Annotated in this window: 11 protein-coding genes and 1 pseudogene; 5 read left to right on the forward strand and 7 right to left on the reverse strand. The window is 69.6% G+C overall.

Translation table 11 applies throughout. The annotated features are described in order from the left end of the window. Positions 1 to 96 precede the first annotated feature (96 nt). Both GHC57_RS12825 and GHC57_RS12830 read left to right on the forward strand, forming a co-directional pair. Positions 97 to 276, forward strand: a complete 180-nt coding sequence (locus GHC57_RS12825) for an antitoxin MazE family protein (RefSeq protein ID WP_211369191.1) — start codon at positions 97 to 99, stop codon at positions 274 to 276. Next, on the forward strand, positions 273 to 602 hold the full coding sequence (locus GHC57_RS12830; RefSeq protein WP_153344848.1) for a type II toxin-antitoxin system PemK/MazF family toxin: 330 nt from the start codon (positions 273 to 275) through the stop codon (positions 600 to 602). Before GHC57_RS12825 ends, GHC57_RS12830 begins: the two co-directional genes overlap by 4 nt. A 5-nt stretch (positions 603 to 607) precedes the next feature. Here GHC57_RS12830 and gor read toward each other — a convergent pair whose 3' ends face one another. Further along, positions 608 to 1,987, reverse strand: coding sequence for a glutathione-disulfide reductase (gene gor / locus GHC57_RS12835; protein ID WP_153344850.1), 1,380 nt, complete (start codon positions 1,985 to 1,987; stop codon positions 608 to 610). 133 nt (positions 1,988 to 2,120) lie between these two features. Here gor and GHC57_RS12840 point away from each other — a divergent pair, with 133 nt between their 5' ends. From GHC57_RS12840 to GHC57_RS12850, 3 genes are all read left to right on the forward strand, one after another. After that, on the forward strand, positions 2,121 to 3,173 hold the full coding sequence (locus tag GHC57_RS12840) for a mitochondrial fission ELM1 family protein (RefSeq protein WP_170294865.1): 1,053 nt from the start codon (positions 2,121 to 2,123) through the stop codon (positions 3,171 to 3,173). A gap of 130 nt (positions 3,174 to 3,303) precedes the next feature. Beyond that, positions 3,304 to 4,338 (forward strand): TAXI family TRAP transporter solute-binding subunit, encoded by a 1,035-nt coding sequence (locus GHC57_RS12845; protein ID WP_170294866.1) that lies wholly within the window; start codon positions 3,304 to 3,306, stop codon positions 4,336 to 4,338. A gap of 555 nt (positions 4,339 to 4,893) precedes the next feature. Next, entirely contained in the window at positions 4,894 to 5,601 is a 708-nt protein-coding gene (locus tag GHC57_RS12850; protein ID WP_153344854.1) for a fumarylacetoacetate hydrolase family protein, read from the forward strand. Here GHC57_RS12850 and GHC57_RS20465 read toward each other — a convergent pair. The 6 genes and pseudogenes from GHC57_RS20465 to GHC57_RS19575 all read right to left on the reverse strand — a co-directional run. Further along, complete coding sequence (locus tag GHC57_RS20465) at positions 5,598 to 7,328, reverse strand: stimulus-sensing domain-containing protein (RefSeq protein ID WP_170294867.1); 1,731 nt, start codon at positions 7,326 to 7,328, stop codon at positions 5,598 to 5,600. The genes GHC57_RS12850 and GHC57_RS20465 overlap by 4 nt on opposite strands. Then, positions 7,325 to 8,026, reverse strand: a complete 702-nt coding sequence (locus GHC57_RS12860) for a response regulator transcription factor (RefSeq protein ID WP_153344856.1) — start codon at positions 8,024 to 8,026, stop codon at positions 7,325 to 7,327. The genes GHC57_RS20465 and GHC57_RS12860 overlap by 4 nt, the downstream gene beginning before the upstream one ends. A 178-nt stretch (positions 8,027 to 8,204) precedes the next feature. Further along, a complete protein-coding gene (locus tag GHC57_RS12865; protein ID WP_153344858.1) occupies positions 8,205 to 8,846 on the reverse strand; it encodes an RES family NAD+ phosphorylase in 642 nt (213 codons plus the stop codon). A 75-nt stretch (positions 8,847 to 8,921) separates the two neighbouring features. Then, positions 8,922 to 9,581: a hypothetical protein gene (locus GHC57_RS12870; RefSeq protein WP_153344860.1), complete on the reverse strand. Its 660-nt coding sequence runs from the start codon at positions 9,579 to 9,581 to the stop codon at positions 8,922 to 8,924. A 353-nt stretch (positions 9,582 to 9,934) separates the two neighbouring features. Next, a complete protein-coding gene (locus GHC57_RS12875; RefSeq protein ID WP_153344862.1) occupies positions 9,935 to 11,629 on the reverse strand; it encodes a di-heme-cytochrome C peroxidase in 1,695 nt (564 codons plus the stop codon). Between the two features lie 358 nt (positions 11,630 to 11,987). Further along, a pseudogene (locus GHC57_RS19575) lies at positions 11,988 to 12,178 on the reverse strand (IS110-like element ISEc32 family transposase); the annotation flags it as partial.

Consider the following 12,178-nt stretch of genomic DNA (forward strand, 5'->3'; position numbering starts at 1 on the left):
TCACATGTAATACCAACGGCATCTGACGATGACCGTTGATGTCCGGGAGACTCACGATGCCCATGAGCAACGCCGAACGAGTCCGCAAGCGCCGCGTTGCGCGCCGCCGGCCTGCGTCCCGTGCAGATCTGGGTCCCTGATACCCGGCGGCCGGGATTCGAGGAGGAATGCCGGCGGCAATCGCGGATTGTTGCCGAGGCGGACGCCGCCGACCCCGATCTGTCGGCCTTCATGGAGGCCGCGCTCGCCGATGTTGATGACTGGGACCCCTTATGAGGCGTGGCGATCTCGTCACCGTGGCCATACCCGGCGATTTCGGGAAACCGCGCCCCGCCCTGGTCGTGCAGGCCGACCAATTCGTGAACACGTCCACCGTCACGGTCGTTCTGATCTCGGGGACCCGCATCGATGCCCCACTCCTGCGCCTGGACGTGGAGCCCACCGTCTCTAACGGCCTGCGGAAACCGTCCCAAGTCATGGTGGACAAGATCATGACCCTGAAACGGGACAAGGTCGGCGCGGTGATCGGGCGGGCCGATGACGCGACCATGACGGCGGTTTCCCGCGCCTTCGTCCTGGTCCTCTTCCTGGGGCTGGCCTGACCCGGCTACTCCGTATGCTCGAACGACGGGTCCGGCAGCGGATCGCGCATGGTCACGAATTCCTCGGCGGCGGTCGGGTGGATGCCCACGGTGGCGTCGAAGTCCGCCTTGGTCGCCCCCGCCTTGATCGCGATGCCGATGCCCTGGATGATCTCCGGCGCGTCCACGCCCACCATGTGGGCCCCAAGAACCCTGTCGGTCTCGCGCGAGACGATGAGCTTCATCATGGTCTTCTCGTCGCGGCCCGACAGCGTGTACTTCATGGGCCGGAAGCGCGAGACGTAGATGTCCACCGGCTCCTGCTTGCGGGCCTCGGCCTCGGTCAGGCCGACGGTGCCGATGGGCGGCTGGCTGAACACGGCCGAGGGGATGGCGCCGTAGTCCACCGGCGTCGGGGTCTTGCCGAACACCGTGGCGGCGAAGGCCATGCCCTCCTTGATCGCGACCGGGGTCAGGTTGACGCGGTCGGTGACGTCGCCGATGGCGTAGATGCTGTCCACCGACGAGCGGTTCCACTGGTCCACCACCACGGCCCCGCCGGGGGCGAGGGTCACGCCCACGTCCTCCAGGCCGATGCTTGCCGTGTTGGGCGCGCGTCCGGTGGCGTACATGACGGCGTCGGTCTCCATTTCCTCCGAACAATCGGAGAGCAGCGACAGCGTGCCGTCGTCCCGCTTCTCGATCGAGCGGATCTGGCATTCGCGCACGATGCGGATGCCCTTCTTCTCCATCTCTATGGCCAGGGTGGACCGCACGTCCTCGTCGAAGCCGCGCAGGATCTGGCCGGCGCGGATGACCTCGGTCACGGTCGAGCCCAGCGCGTTGAAGATGCCGGCGAACTCCACCGCGATATAGCCGCCGCCGACGATGGTGATGCGCTCCGGCCGGGCGGGCAGATCCAATGCCTCGTTGGAGGTGATGGCGTGCTCGATGCCCGGGATGTCGGGCATCGTGGGCCAGCCGCCGACGGCGACCAGGATGGTGCCGGCGGTCACGGTCTTGCCGTCCACCTCGACGGTGTGAGGATCGACGATGCGGCCGCGCCCCTCCAGCAGGGTCACGCCGGCGTCGCGCAGCAGGCGGTGATAGACGCCTTCCAGCCGCTTCAGCTCGGTTTCCTTGTTCTCGACCAGCGCGCCCCAGTCGTGGCGCGCCCCGTCCAGCGTCCAGCCGTAGCCGGCGGCGTCCTCGAAGTCCTCGGCGAAGTGGGCGCCGTAGACCAGCAGCTTCTTGGGCACGCAGCCGCGCATGACGCAGGTCCCGCCGACGCGGCTGTTCTCCACGATGGCGACCTTGGCGCCGTACCGGCTGGCGGCGATGCGGCTGGCGCGCACGCCGCCGGAGCCGGCCCCGATGGTGACGAGGTCATAGTCGTAGGTCGCCATGGTCAGTCCGCTCCTGCACAGATCGTCTGAAGAAAATGCGCGCCCCGTATGTGGCGCGCGAGACCGCGCGGGGCAACCCCGAAGCACCATCGGGAGTGGACGCGGACCCACCCCAGGGTATAGTGCGGCGGCCATGACGTCACCAGCCTCCCCCGACGGGCCGCTCCCGCCCCCCGACCGGCCGCGCGTGCTCGCGCTGCTGGACGGGCTCGCCGGCAGCAACAGCCAGACTCGCGGCGTCGTGCAGGCGCTCGGCCTGCCCGCGCTGGACTGCCCGCTCGCCTACCGCCGCGAATGGCCGTGGCAGCGGGCCGTGGGGCATGTTCGCATTACCCTGGAGTCCGAGGAACGCCTCGTCAACGCGCCGCCGCCGGCGCTGGTCGTCAGCACCGGCCGGCGCGCCGGGGCGGTGGCGCGCGGGCTGGCTGGGTTCTACCGCCGCCGCGACGGCTGGGCGCCGCGCCTGGTGCACGTGCAGGACCCGCGCTTCGGCCACGACGATTTCGACCTGATCGCGGTGCCGGACCACGACCGGGCGCTAGAGACCCTGCGGGCGCGCTCCAACGTGCTGGTGGTGACCGGCGCCCCCCATCCTCTGACCGTCGATCGTCTGGACGCGGCGGCCCAGGACTGGCGGGCGCGCGTCGAGACCCTGCCCCGGCCCTGGATCGCCGTGCTGGTGGGCGGCGACAGCGGACGGCGGCGACTCGACGGCACGGTGGCGGCGGCCCTGGTGCGACAGGCGGGCGCCCTGGCGGCGCGGGCCGGCGGGTCGCTGCTGGTGACCACCAGCCGGCGCACGCGGCCGGACGCCGTGACCGCCCTGCGCCGGGGACTGGCCGAGGGCGGGGCGCCCCACCTGCTGCTGCCCTGGACCGAGGATCCGGCGGAGAACCCCTATCTCGGGTTCCTGGGGCTGGCCGACGCGACCGTGGTGACCGGCGATTCCATGTCCATGCTGACCGAGGCGACGACCACCGCCCGGCCGCTGTACGTCTTCGCGCCCGAAGGCTGGGCGCGCGGCCCCCACGCCCGCTTCCATGCGTCGCTGGTCCAGGCCGGCGCGGCCCGCCCCCTGACCGACGACACGCCGTGGCAGGACTGGCGGGGCGCGCCCCTCAACCCGGCGGCCGACATCGCCCGGGCCGCCCGCGCCCTGCTGGACGGGAGTCGGGCCGGGGCGTGATTTCCACCGGATAATTCCGAGGTTTTTACTCGAAATCCCCGACAGGCACGCCATATCATCCCCACGCGGGGCGCGGTCCGCATGGACGTCCGCGCTCCACCCAAGACCACGAACGGGGAGGATCACACCCATGGCAAAGACCCTCGGCTCCCGCCTGACAACGATGGGCGCGGCTGCCCTGCTGGCCACCGGCCTGGGCGCCGGCGCGAGCGTTGCGCAGGCTCAGGACTCGACCAGCTACACGCTGGCCACCGCCACCACCGGCGGCACCTACTACCCGGTGGGCGTGGCGCTGGCGACGCTGACCAAGGTGAAGCTGGAGCCCGGCACCGGCATTTCCATGTCGGCCATCACCTCGGCCGGCTCGGGCGAGAACGTCAAGCTGCTGCGCGAGGATCAGGCGCAGTTCGCCATTCTCCAGGGCCTGTACGGCAAGTGGGCCTGGAACGGCACCGGCGCGGTGGAAGGCGACGGCCCGCAGGAGTGGATGCGCTCCGTCACCATGCTGTGGCAGAACGTGGAGCACTTCGGCATCCGTTCCGATCTGGCCGAGAGCGGCACCATCTCCGACATGGCCGGTCTGGAGGGCCGGGGCTTCTCCATCGGCCGCAAGAACTCCGGCACCGAGGGCTCGGGCCGCGAGATCCTGGGCAACCTGGGCTATGACGTGGATGCGCACTTCGATGTCGCCTATCTGGGCTACGGGCCGAGCGCGGAAGCCTTCGTGAACGGCACCATCGACGGCTTCAACATTCCCGCCGGCCCGCCCGTGGGTGCGATCACCCAGGCGTTCGCGGGCGCGGGCGACGCGCTGACCATCCTGGACTTCACCGACGAGCAGATGGCTCAGGCCAACGGCGACGGCGAACTGTGGACCCGCTTCGTGATCCCGGCCGGCACCTATCCGGACCAGGCCGAGGACATCAACACCATCGCCCAGCCGAACTTCCTGGCCGTGCACGAGGGTGTGGACGAGGAGTCGGTCTACCAGATCACCAAGACGATCTACGAAAACCTGCCGTTCCTGAACAACATCCACCCGGCCACCAAGGCGATGGCGCTGGACAAGGCCATTGCCGGCCTGCCCGCGCCGCTGCACCCGGGCGCCGCGAAGTACTTCGAGGAACAGGGCATCACCATCCCGGATCACCTGAAGGCGATGTAGGATCAACGGCATCTGACGATGACCGTGGACGTCCGTGGCCGGACGGGGGAAATCCCTGTCCGGCCCGGTGTTTGCCCGGGCCGGCATCACCCCTGCAGCCCACGCACAGGACCGGGAACCACGGCCGTCGCGGCGGGGGACCGGCCTGGAACGGGGATGCCCACAGATCCCCGCTCGATGGACAGGGGGCAGCCGCTCCGGGCGATCCGCCAGAAGTTCTCATTTTGGCCGCGTGGCTTCTGGTGGCAACCGCCGGGAGTCCCGGGTGCGACCTTACCTCCCTCCCCTGGATAGGGGAGGGCAGGGGTGGGGTTGAAAAAAAGCGCGTGGGGTTGAAAAAAAGCGCGTGGGGTTGATGCGGGACGCGGGATCCGTGCGGACATCGCCTCGCCCCCCTCCCAACCTCCCCCCGGCGGGGGGAGGAGAACAGTCCAGCGCCGGGTGCAGCGGTGTTCTGCCTCCATCCTGAGAACTGTTGGCGATTCGCGCCATGCCTTTGCGTTCGGCGCCCGGCGCGCTATATCCGAGGCATCGTTCCCGAAAGGCATTCGGCCCATGAGCACCTTCGTGATTCCCCCCGCGCCCCGCACCACGCTGCCCGTCGCGGGTGAGACCGGGCGGTTCCCGGTCCGCCGGGTCTTCTGCGTCGGCCGCAACTACGCCGAGCACGCCCGCGAAATGGGCGTCGATCCCACCAGCCATCCGCCCATTTTCTTCAACAAGCCAGCCGATGCGGTCGTGCCCGAGGGCGGCGATGTGCCCTATCCGCCCGCCACCACCGAGCTGCACCACGAGGTCGAACTGGTGGTGGCGCTGAAGAGCGGTGGACTGGCCATCCCGGCGGCGCGCGCCGTGTCCTGCATCTTCGGCTACGCGGCCGGGATCGACCTGACCCGGCGCGACCTGCAGGCCAAGGCCAAGGCGGCGGGCGAACCCTGGGACATGGCCAAGGGCTTCGATCTGGGCGCGCCGGTCGGTGTGCTGGCGCCGGCCGAAAGCCTGGACGGCCCGCCCACATCGGGCGTGATCCGCCTGACGGTCAACGGCAGGGTCCGCCAGCAGGGCGACCTGTCGCAGATGATCTGGTCGGTGCCCGACATCATCCACCACCTGTCCCGGTTCGTGGAACTGCGCGCGGGTGACCTGATCTTCACCGGCACGCCGTCCGGCGTGGCGGCCTGCGGCCCGGGCGACCACCTGGAAGCCACCGTGGCCGGGCTCGCGCCGCTGAGCGTGCGTCTGGTGGCCACGCGGGGCGCCTAATCCCGCGCCGGCAGGGTGACGGTGAAGCGCGCGCCGGCGACGTGGCCGGCGCCGTCGGTGCGGGTTTCGCCCCGGATGGCGCCCCGGTGGCTTTCCACGATCTGGCGCGAGATGGACAGCCCCAGCCCGGAGTGGGTGCCGAACTTCTCGCCCGCCGGCCGCTGGGAATAGAAGCGGTCGAAGATGGCCGATTCCTTGCCCGGCGGCAGCCCCGGTCCGCTGTCGTCCACCCGGGCCACGATGAACCGGCCCTCGCGCGCGGCGGTCAGGGTGACGGTGCCGCCGTCCGGACTAAAGGAAATGGCATTGGCGAGCAGGTTCTGGAACACCTGACCCAGGCGGCTGTCGATGCCGTTGACCATCAGCGGCCTGCCGTCGCGCGGCCCCACGAAGCGGACCGTAATCCCGCGCTGCGACGCGGTGGTGGCGTGGACATCGGCGAGGGCGCCCAGCAGGCGGGTCAGGTCCACCGGCTCGGACTGGATGCGCGACAGTTCGGCGTCCAGCCGCGAGGCGTCGGAGATGTCCGAGATCAGCCGGTTCAGCCGCTCCACGTCGTCCAGGATCACGCTCATCAACCGGCGCTGCTGGTCCGGGTCGGTCACCCGCGCCACCGTCTCCACCGCGCTGCGCAGCGAGGTGAGCGGGTTCTTGATCTCGTGGGCGACGTCGGCGGCGAAGCGCTCGATGGCGTCCATGCGGGCGGACAGGGCGGCCGTCATCTCGATCAGGGCGGCCGACAGCTCGCCCAGTTCGTCGCGGCGGCGCGAATAGTCGGGGATGTCGCGGTGATCGCCGTGGGCGTGCCGCACCCGGTCCGTGGCCCGCGCGAGCCGGGTCAGCGGCCGCACCAGGGTGCCCGACAGGTACAGCGACATCAGCACCGTCAGCGCCAGGATGGCGGCGAAGATCTCCAGGATGGCGAGGCGCAGGGCCAGCACGTCGCCCTCGATGTCGGCATCGTCCGACGACACCATGAGCGCCCCCACCACCTGCTTGAAGTACTGCACCGGCACGGCGACGCTGAGGATCACCCGGTCGTTGGCGGTGTTGCGGCGCACGGCGCCGGTCATGGTGCGACCGGCGAGGGCGGCCTGCACCTCCTGATAGTCCGCCGCGACCGGGTTGGCGGTCTCGGTGTAGGGTGGCAGTTCGGCGCGCGGCATGACCAGGCGGTACACGCGATCGAGCGCGCCCGAGACGGTCACCATCACCTCGTCCACCCAGTCCCGCATGGGGTCGGGCTCGGGCAGCGGCGGCAGCGGCGAGACCTGGAAGCGCCCGGCCGGCCCGCGCCGGCTGTCCGTGACCAATTGGCCGTCCAGGTCGAACAGGCGGCTGCGGATGCCCGTCAGTTCCGACAGGCGGCGCACGATCTGGCTGGCCAGCTCGGGGGTGATGACCTGACCGGGCACCAGACTGCGGGTCTCGGGGTGGACCTCGAAGGTCAGCGAGCCCTCGGCGACGGCGGCGGCGATCAGGTCGGCCTCGGTGCGCAGCGCCTGCAGGCGGGCCTGGGTCAGGGTCTCGCGGTAGTCGTCCAGGTACAGCATGCCGCCGACCAGCAGGATCGGCGCCAGCAGGTTGACGGCCAGGATGCGCCACGTCAGCCGCGAGCGCAGCACCGATCCGGTCCAGGGGCGGCGGCGCGGCGCCGCCGGGGCGGGCCGGTCGGCGTCGGGCTCGCGGTCTCGATCTCGGGTTCGGTCCCGGCCGCGGGCTCTCACGCCTTGTCCTTGTACCGATAGCCGACGCCGTACAGCGTCTCGATATCCGAGAACTCGCCGTCCACCTCGCGGAACTTCTTGCGCAGCCGCTTGATGTGGCTGTCGATGGTGCGGTCATCGACGTAGATGTTCTCGCCGTAGGCCGCATCGATCAACTGGTCGCGGCTCTTCACGTGGCCGGGGCGCTGGGCGAGGGACTGCAGCAGCAGGAACTCGGTCACCGTCAGGTTGACCGGGTCGCCCTTCCAGGTGCAGAGGTGGCGTTCCGGGTCCATCACCAGTTCGCCGCGCACCAGGGCCTTGTCGGACAGGTCCTGCGCGCCGTCGGGCCGGGCCTCGCCCCGGCGCATGATGGCGCGGATGCGCTCGATCAGCAGGCGCTGGGAGAACGGCTTCTTGATGTAGTCGTCCGCGCCCATGCGCAGGCCCATCAACTCGTCCACCTCGTCGTCCTTGGACGTGAGGAAGATCACCGGCAGGCTGGAGCGCGCGCGAAGGCGCTGCAGCAGCTCCATGCCGTCCATGCGCGGCATCTTGATGTCGAGCACGGCCAGGTCCACCGGGTCGGCGGTCAGGCCGCGCAGGGCCTCGGCGCCGTCGGTGTAGGTGGTCACGGCGTAGCCCTCGGCCTCCAGGGCGATGGAGACCGAGGCCAGGATGTTCTGGTCGTCGTCCACGAGCGCGATGCGGTTTGCCAAGGGGGGCATCCTTTCGGAGTGATGGCGTGCGGCCCGGAGCATGGGCCGGGTAGGACCTACCCTGCCGCGCGGCGCGGCGGCGCGCAAGACGGCGCCGGCCCGCGCCCTGACTCATCAGGCCGCAGGATTATGGCGCGGGACGGGATGCACTTGGCGCGAAAGGATGGCGCGGAGGCGGTCAGACGAGGCCGACATGATAGCTCTTGAGGAGCTTCAGGGTTTCGCGTCGCCAGGGCGGCAGCATGATGGCTTCATGGGGCGTGGCCTGAAGCTTGTGTCTGGCCCGGTCGAACACGGCCAGACACGCCAGATGGGTCAGATAGGAATGATAACACACCCCGTCGAGCCGCTCGTCGTCGAACGCCATCCCGGCGAGATGCTGACCGGGCGTGTGCGGATCGGCGCCCGTGATGTCCGGATGCAGACCCGCTAGCACAAGGTCACCGTCGGTCAGGGCGAGCACCCTGAGGCGCTCCTTCACCGTGACTCGGGTGACCTGCCAGTAGTTCAGTTCTTGTTCTTCGCGGACCACGCCGGGGTTTCCGATGCGGGAGCGCCGGACGATGGTTTCGGCGAACGCCGTTTCAAAATCGACCGCGAGATAGATCGTGGCGAAGCGGGGCGGCCTTTGCGGGTCGCTGAATCGGGATGAGCCAAAACCGCAGCCGAGTGGCTGCTTATCCCCCTCCTTGTTGTAATACACCCTGTAAAAGACAGGGTGATTTTCTCGAATAGAGAAATGGAGGGCCTGATTGAGATCGGTCGCGTACGGCGACGGTGCAGCGATGTTTGTCGTGAGCGGGGTCGAGATCGTGGTCATGGCCTTGCGCGGTGGTGGGGGCGAATCGCATCAGGGATGGGAATCGCCCCCCCCAGGGGCAGGGCGACCGTGTGCCTACACCCCACCACCGTATCGCGCATTTTCGACAAGTTCCAGCACCGAGTTGCTGTCGCCCGACCGCAAGGCCTGTATGGGCGTGCGTCCCTGCAGCGATCCGTGCGACGTGAACAGGAAGCTGTGCACGGCCCATGGTCCGCCCAGGGCCTCCAACAACCGAGGCAGAACCTCCTTCAGGGCCGGCATGATCAAAGTCGGTCCGCCCGGATGCTGAATGATCTGCCAGGCCGGGTAGCGGTAGCCGCGTTTCTCGCCTTGCAGGCCGAGCACGGTGCCGTCCTGCCTGCGTTTGTCCAGAGCCTGCCGCGACATGCCAACCTGCTTGGCGAACGCGGTGCCGGATAGGTAGTCGGGCTGCGACAGGATGTCGTGCGTGACCTGCCGGCCCATGCCACGCAACTCGGTCAGCAAGGCGTCGTCGGATTCCTCCTCCGCGACCTCCAAATCGTCGGGTCCGCGCGCCTGCACTTCCCCTTCCGTGTGGTCATCCCGCCCGCGATCTTCAGCAGATGTCGCCTCGCTCCGGGTCGCCTCAGGGACGCGTACGTCGCGGGCCGGTATAGCGCTATGGTGCTCCTGCAACTCGATCTCCGGGCACACATCGTACTCCGGTGCGAACTGGGTCGCCGCGGCACTGGACATATCCTCGTCTTCCATCCTCGGACTCCTATTCCTGCCGGGCTGCCAGACCTGCCGGAGTCGTCCTGGCGCGGTGTGCGCCAATGCCTCCCCCCAAAAGGCGACGAACCGTGGTCTTGCCGGCATCCATGTGGGCGCCTTGCGGCGCGAAAACCTGTATGACATCAGGGTCCTGGCTTCAGGGGCACCGCCGGGAACAGAGCCCTGAGAGAATCGGGCAGCCCCCGGACCCGCGGTGCAGAGCCTGGACCTATTCACTCTCTGCCTGTTCGTCAACCTTGTCAATTCCGTATTATTCGCATTTTTCGCAATTTTCGTTGTTTTCGCCTCATTCGTCCGGGTCGGCAAGCCCGAGACGGCCCCTGCTCCGATCACTGCGTCTTCAGGTACTCGATGATCGCCCATCGCTCGGCGGGGGTCAGGCCGCCGGAGGGATACAGGTGGCCGCCGTTGCCGTTGCCGGGCAAACGGGTGTCGAAGCGGAACCGGCCCGGGGCCTCCCCGCTCTCATAGCCCAGCCGCTCCAGGTCCAGCGCCCGGCCGCCGGTCCAGAACACGGTGCGGCGCTCCTCGACCGGCGACAGCAGTTCGTAGATGGTGGGTACCGACCCGTTGTGCAGGTAGGGCCCCGTCGCCCAGACCCCGGCCAGCGGGCCGGCCTTCATGTCGGTCAGGCGGGGCGGACGGGTCGGCACCGGCCGGCCGTCCGGCCCCGGGTCGAACCGGAAACCGTTGAGCGCCACCTTCTCCTGCGGCGACAGGTCGGCGTCGTCCATGGCCCGCTCGACGGCGGCGGCCACGGTCCCGGCGAAGAACAGGGGCGCGGGCACCACCTCGGCCCCGTCGAACAGCCGCGCCGTGGTGGCGTTGGTCGCGATCTGCCGGGTCAGCAGGCTTTGGGCGTAATTCGGATCGGTGCCCACGGTGCGGAAATCCACCCGGCCGATGCGGATGAAGCTCTTGCCGAAGGGGTTGTCCGCCGGATCCGTGCGCGCGTAGGGCGGCATGGTGTGGCAGCCGGCGCAGGAGTCGCGGACCAGGGCCTCGCCCTCGGCGGCCAGGGTCCTGTCGATGACCCCCATGCGGGCCTCGTCCCAGGCCGGCGGCTCCAACTGGCGCAACCACTCTTCCATTGCCGCCAACTCCGGCAGCAACATGGTGGAGCGGAAGGCCTCCGCCCCCGCGTCCGGCCCCAGGGCCGTGCGCCCGAACACGCCCAGCACCTGACCGCCGTTGCGCGCGATGGGACTGGCGGCGATCGGGTTCCACTGCACGAAGTCCAGTTCCGGTGTCAGCCACAGCGCGGGATAGCTGGTGGGCGCGGCCACCGGATGCAGGTTGGATGGTTCGGCCTGATCCCGCACCGCCAGGGCATTGACGATCTGGGTCAGGGCATCGACCCGACCGAACCCGGAGTCCAGCGCCGGGCGGCGCATCACGGCGTCGGCGGCGAGGGTGCGGTCGAAGGCGGCCAGCTCCGCCGCCAGCGCCCGCGCCGCGTCGGCGTCGGTGGCGCCCAGGGCGCCCAGGGCGCCCAGGGCGGTGGTGAAGCGGGCCAGCCGCTCGGGGTCGCGCACCGTCAGCGACACCGCCCGGGCGAGCGCCTGATAGAAGCGGTCGAAGTCCAGATGCGCCGGCGCGCCGTCGATGCGGATCGGTGCGCCGTTCACCTCGACCGTGGCGGTATGGCAGGCCGCACAGGTCAGGCCGATCTGGTCCGCCTTCCGCTCCACCGCGAGCCCGATCGGGTAGCCCTCCGGATTGAGCGCCGCATCCGGGCCGTCCCCGTCCGGCGGCAGGAAGCCGAACCGTTCCAGGTACGCCGGGTCGCCGAACCGGCCCGCGCCGTCCGGTCGCTCCAGCGCCGCGAACCACGACGCCGGCATCATGTGCGAGCCCTGGGGCGTGTAATAGAACTGCTGGCGCAGGGCCGGCGACCACCCCTGGTCCAGATACGAGAGCGGCTGGTCGGTGGGCGGCGACGCGCCGTCCGGCGGGAGGGCGCAGGCGGCGAGGGCGGCCGCCAGGGCGAGAGCCGGCGGCGCGAAGGCTCGGGCGAGGCGCATGGGGGCTCTCCGGGCGGTGGACGGGAACGGAGCGATGCGCGGGACCGTCGCCGGATCGGCCGGCCCCCGGGGTTCGGAGCGGGGGTTCGGAGCGGGGGGGGATCAGGGCGGGGGACACCCTCCAGAATGATCCAGCCTCATATCGAATGGCGCGCCCGTCAAGGATTTGCCGCGCCCCCCATGGCTCCGAACCCGGATGACCGTTCTGTGACACTGATGGGGTCGAACCCACCTCACACGAGGTCCTTCGGTCGCCCCCGGCGACGCGTCGCGTCGCCGCAAAGGCGTGCGACCATCGGACCGATGGTCGCGGGGGCTCCCTCAGGAGGACACGCTTTTAATAGAGAGTGTCATCAACTCAGTTTGTGGCGGGTTCGGGCTGAGGCCGGAGGACCGCGTTTGCGATGGTGACGAGCTTTCTGGCAACGGCGAGGAGTGCGCCTTTTGGTGTCTTTTTGTTTCCGATAAGCCGTTCGTAGAAGGCCTTGAGGTCGGGGTTGTATCGCACGGCGGAGAGCGCGGCCATGAAGAGCTTGGATCGCAAGGCGC

The sequence above is a fragment of the Roseospira navarrensis genome, assembly GCF_009601025.1.
GTDB lineage: Bacteria > Pseudomonadota > Alphaproteobacteria > Rhodospirillales > Rhodospirillaceae > Rhodospira > Rhodospira navarrensis.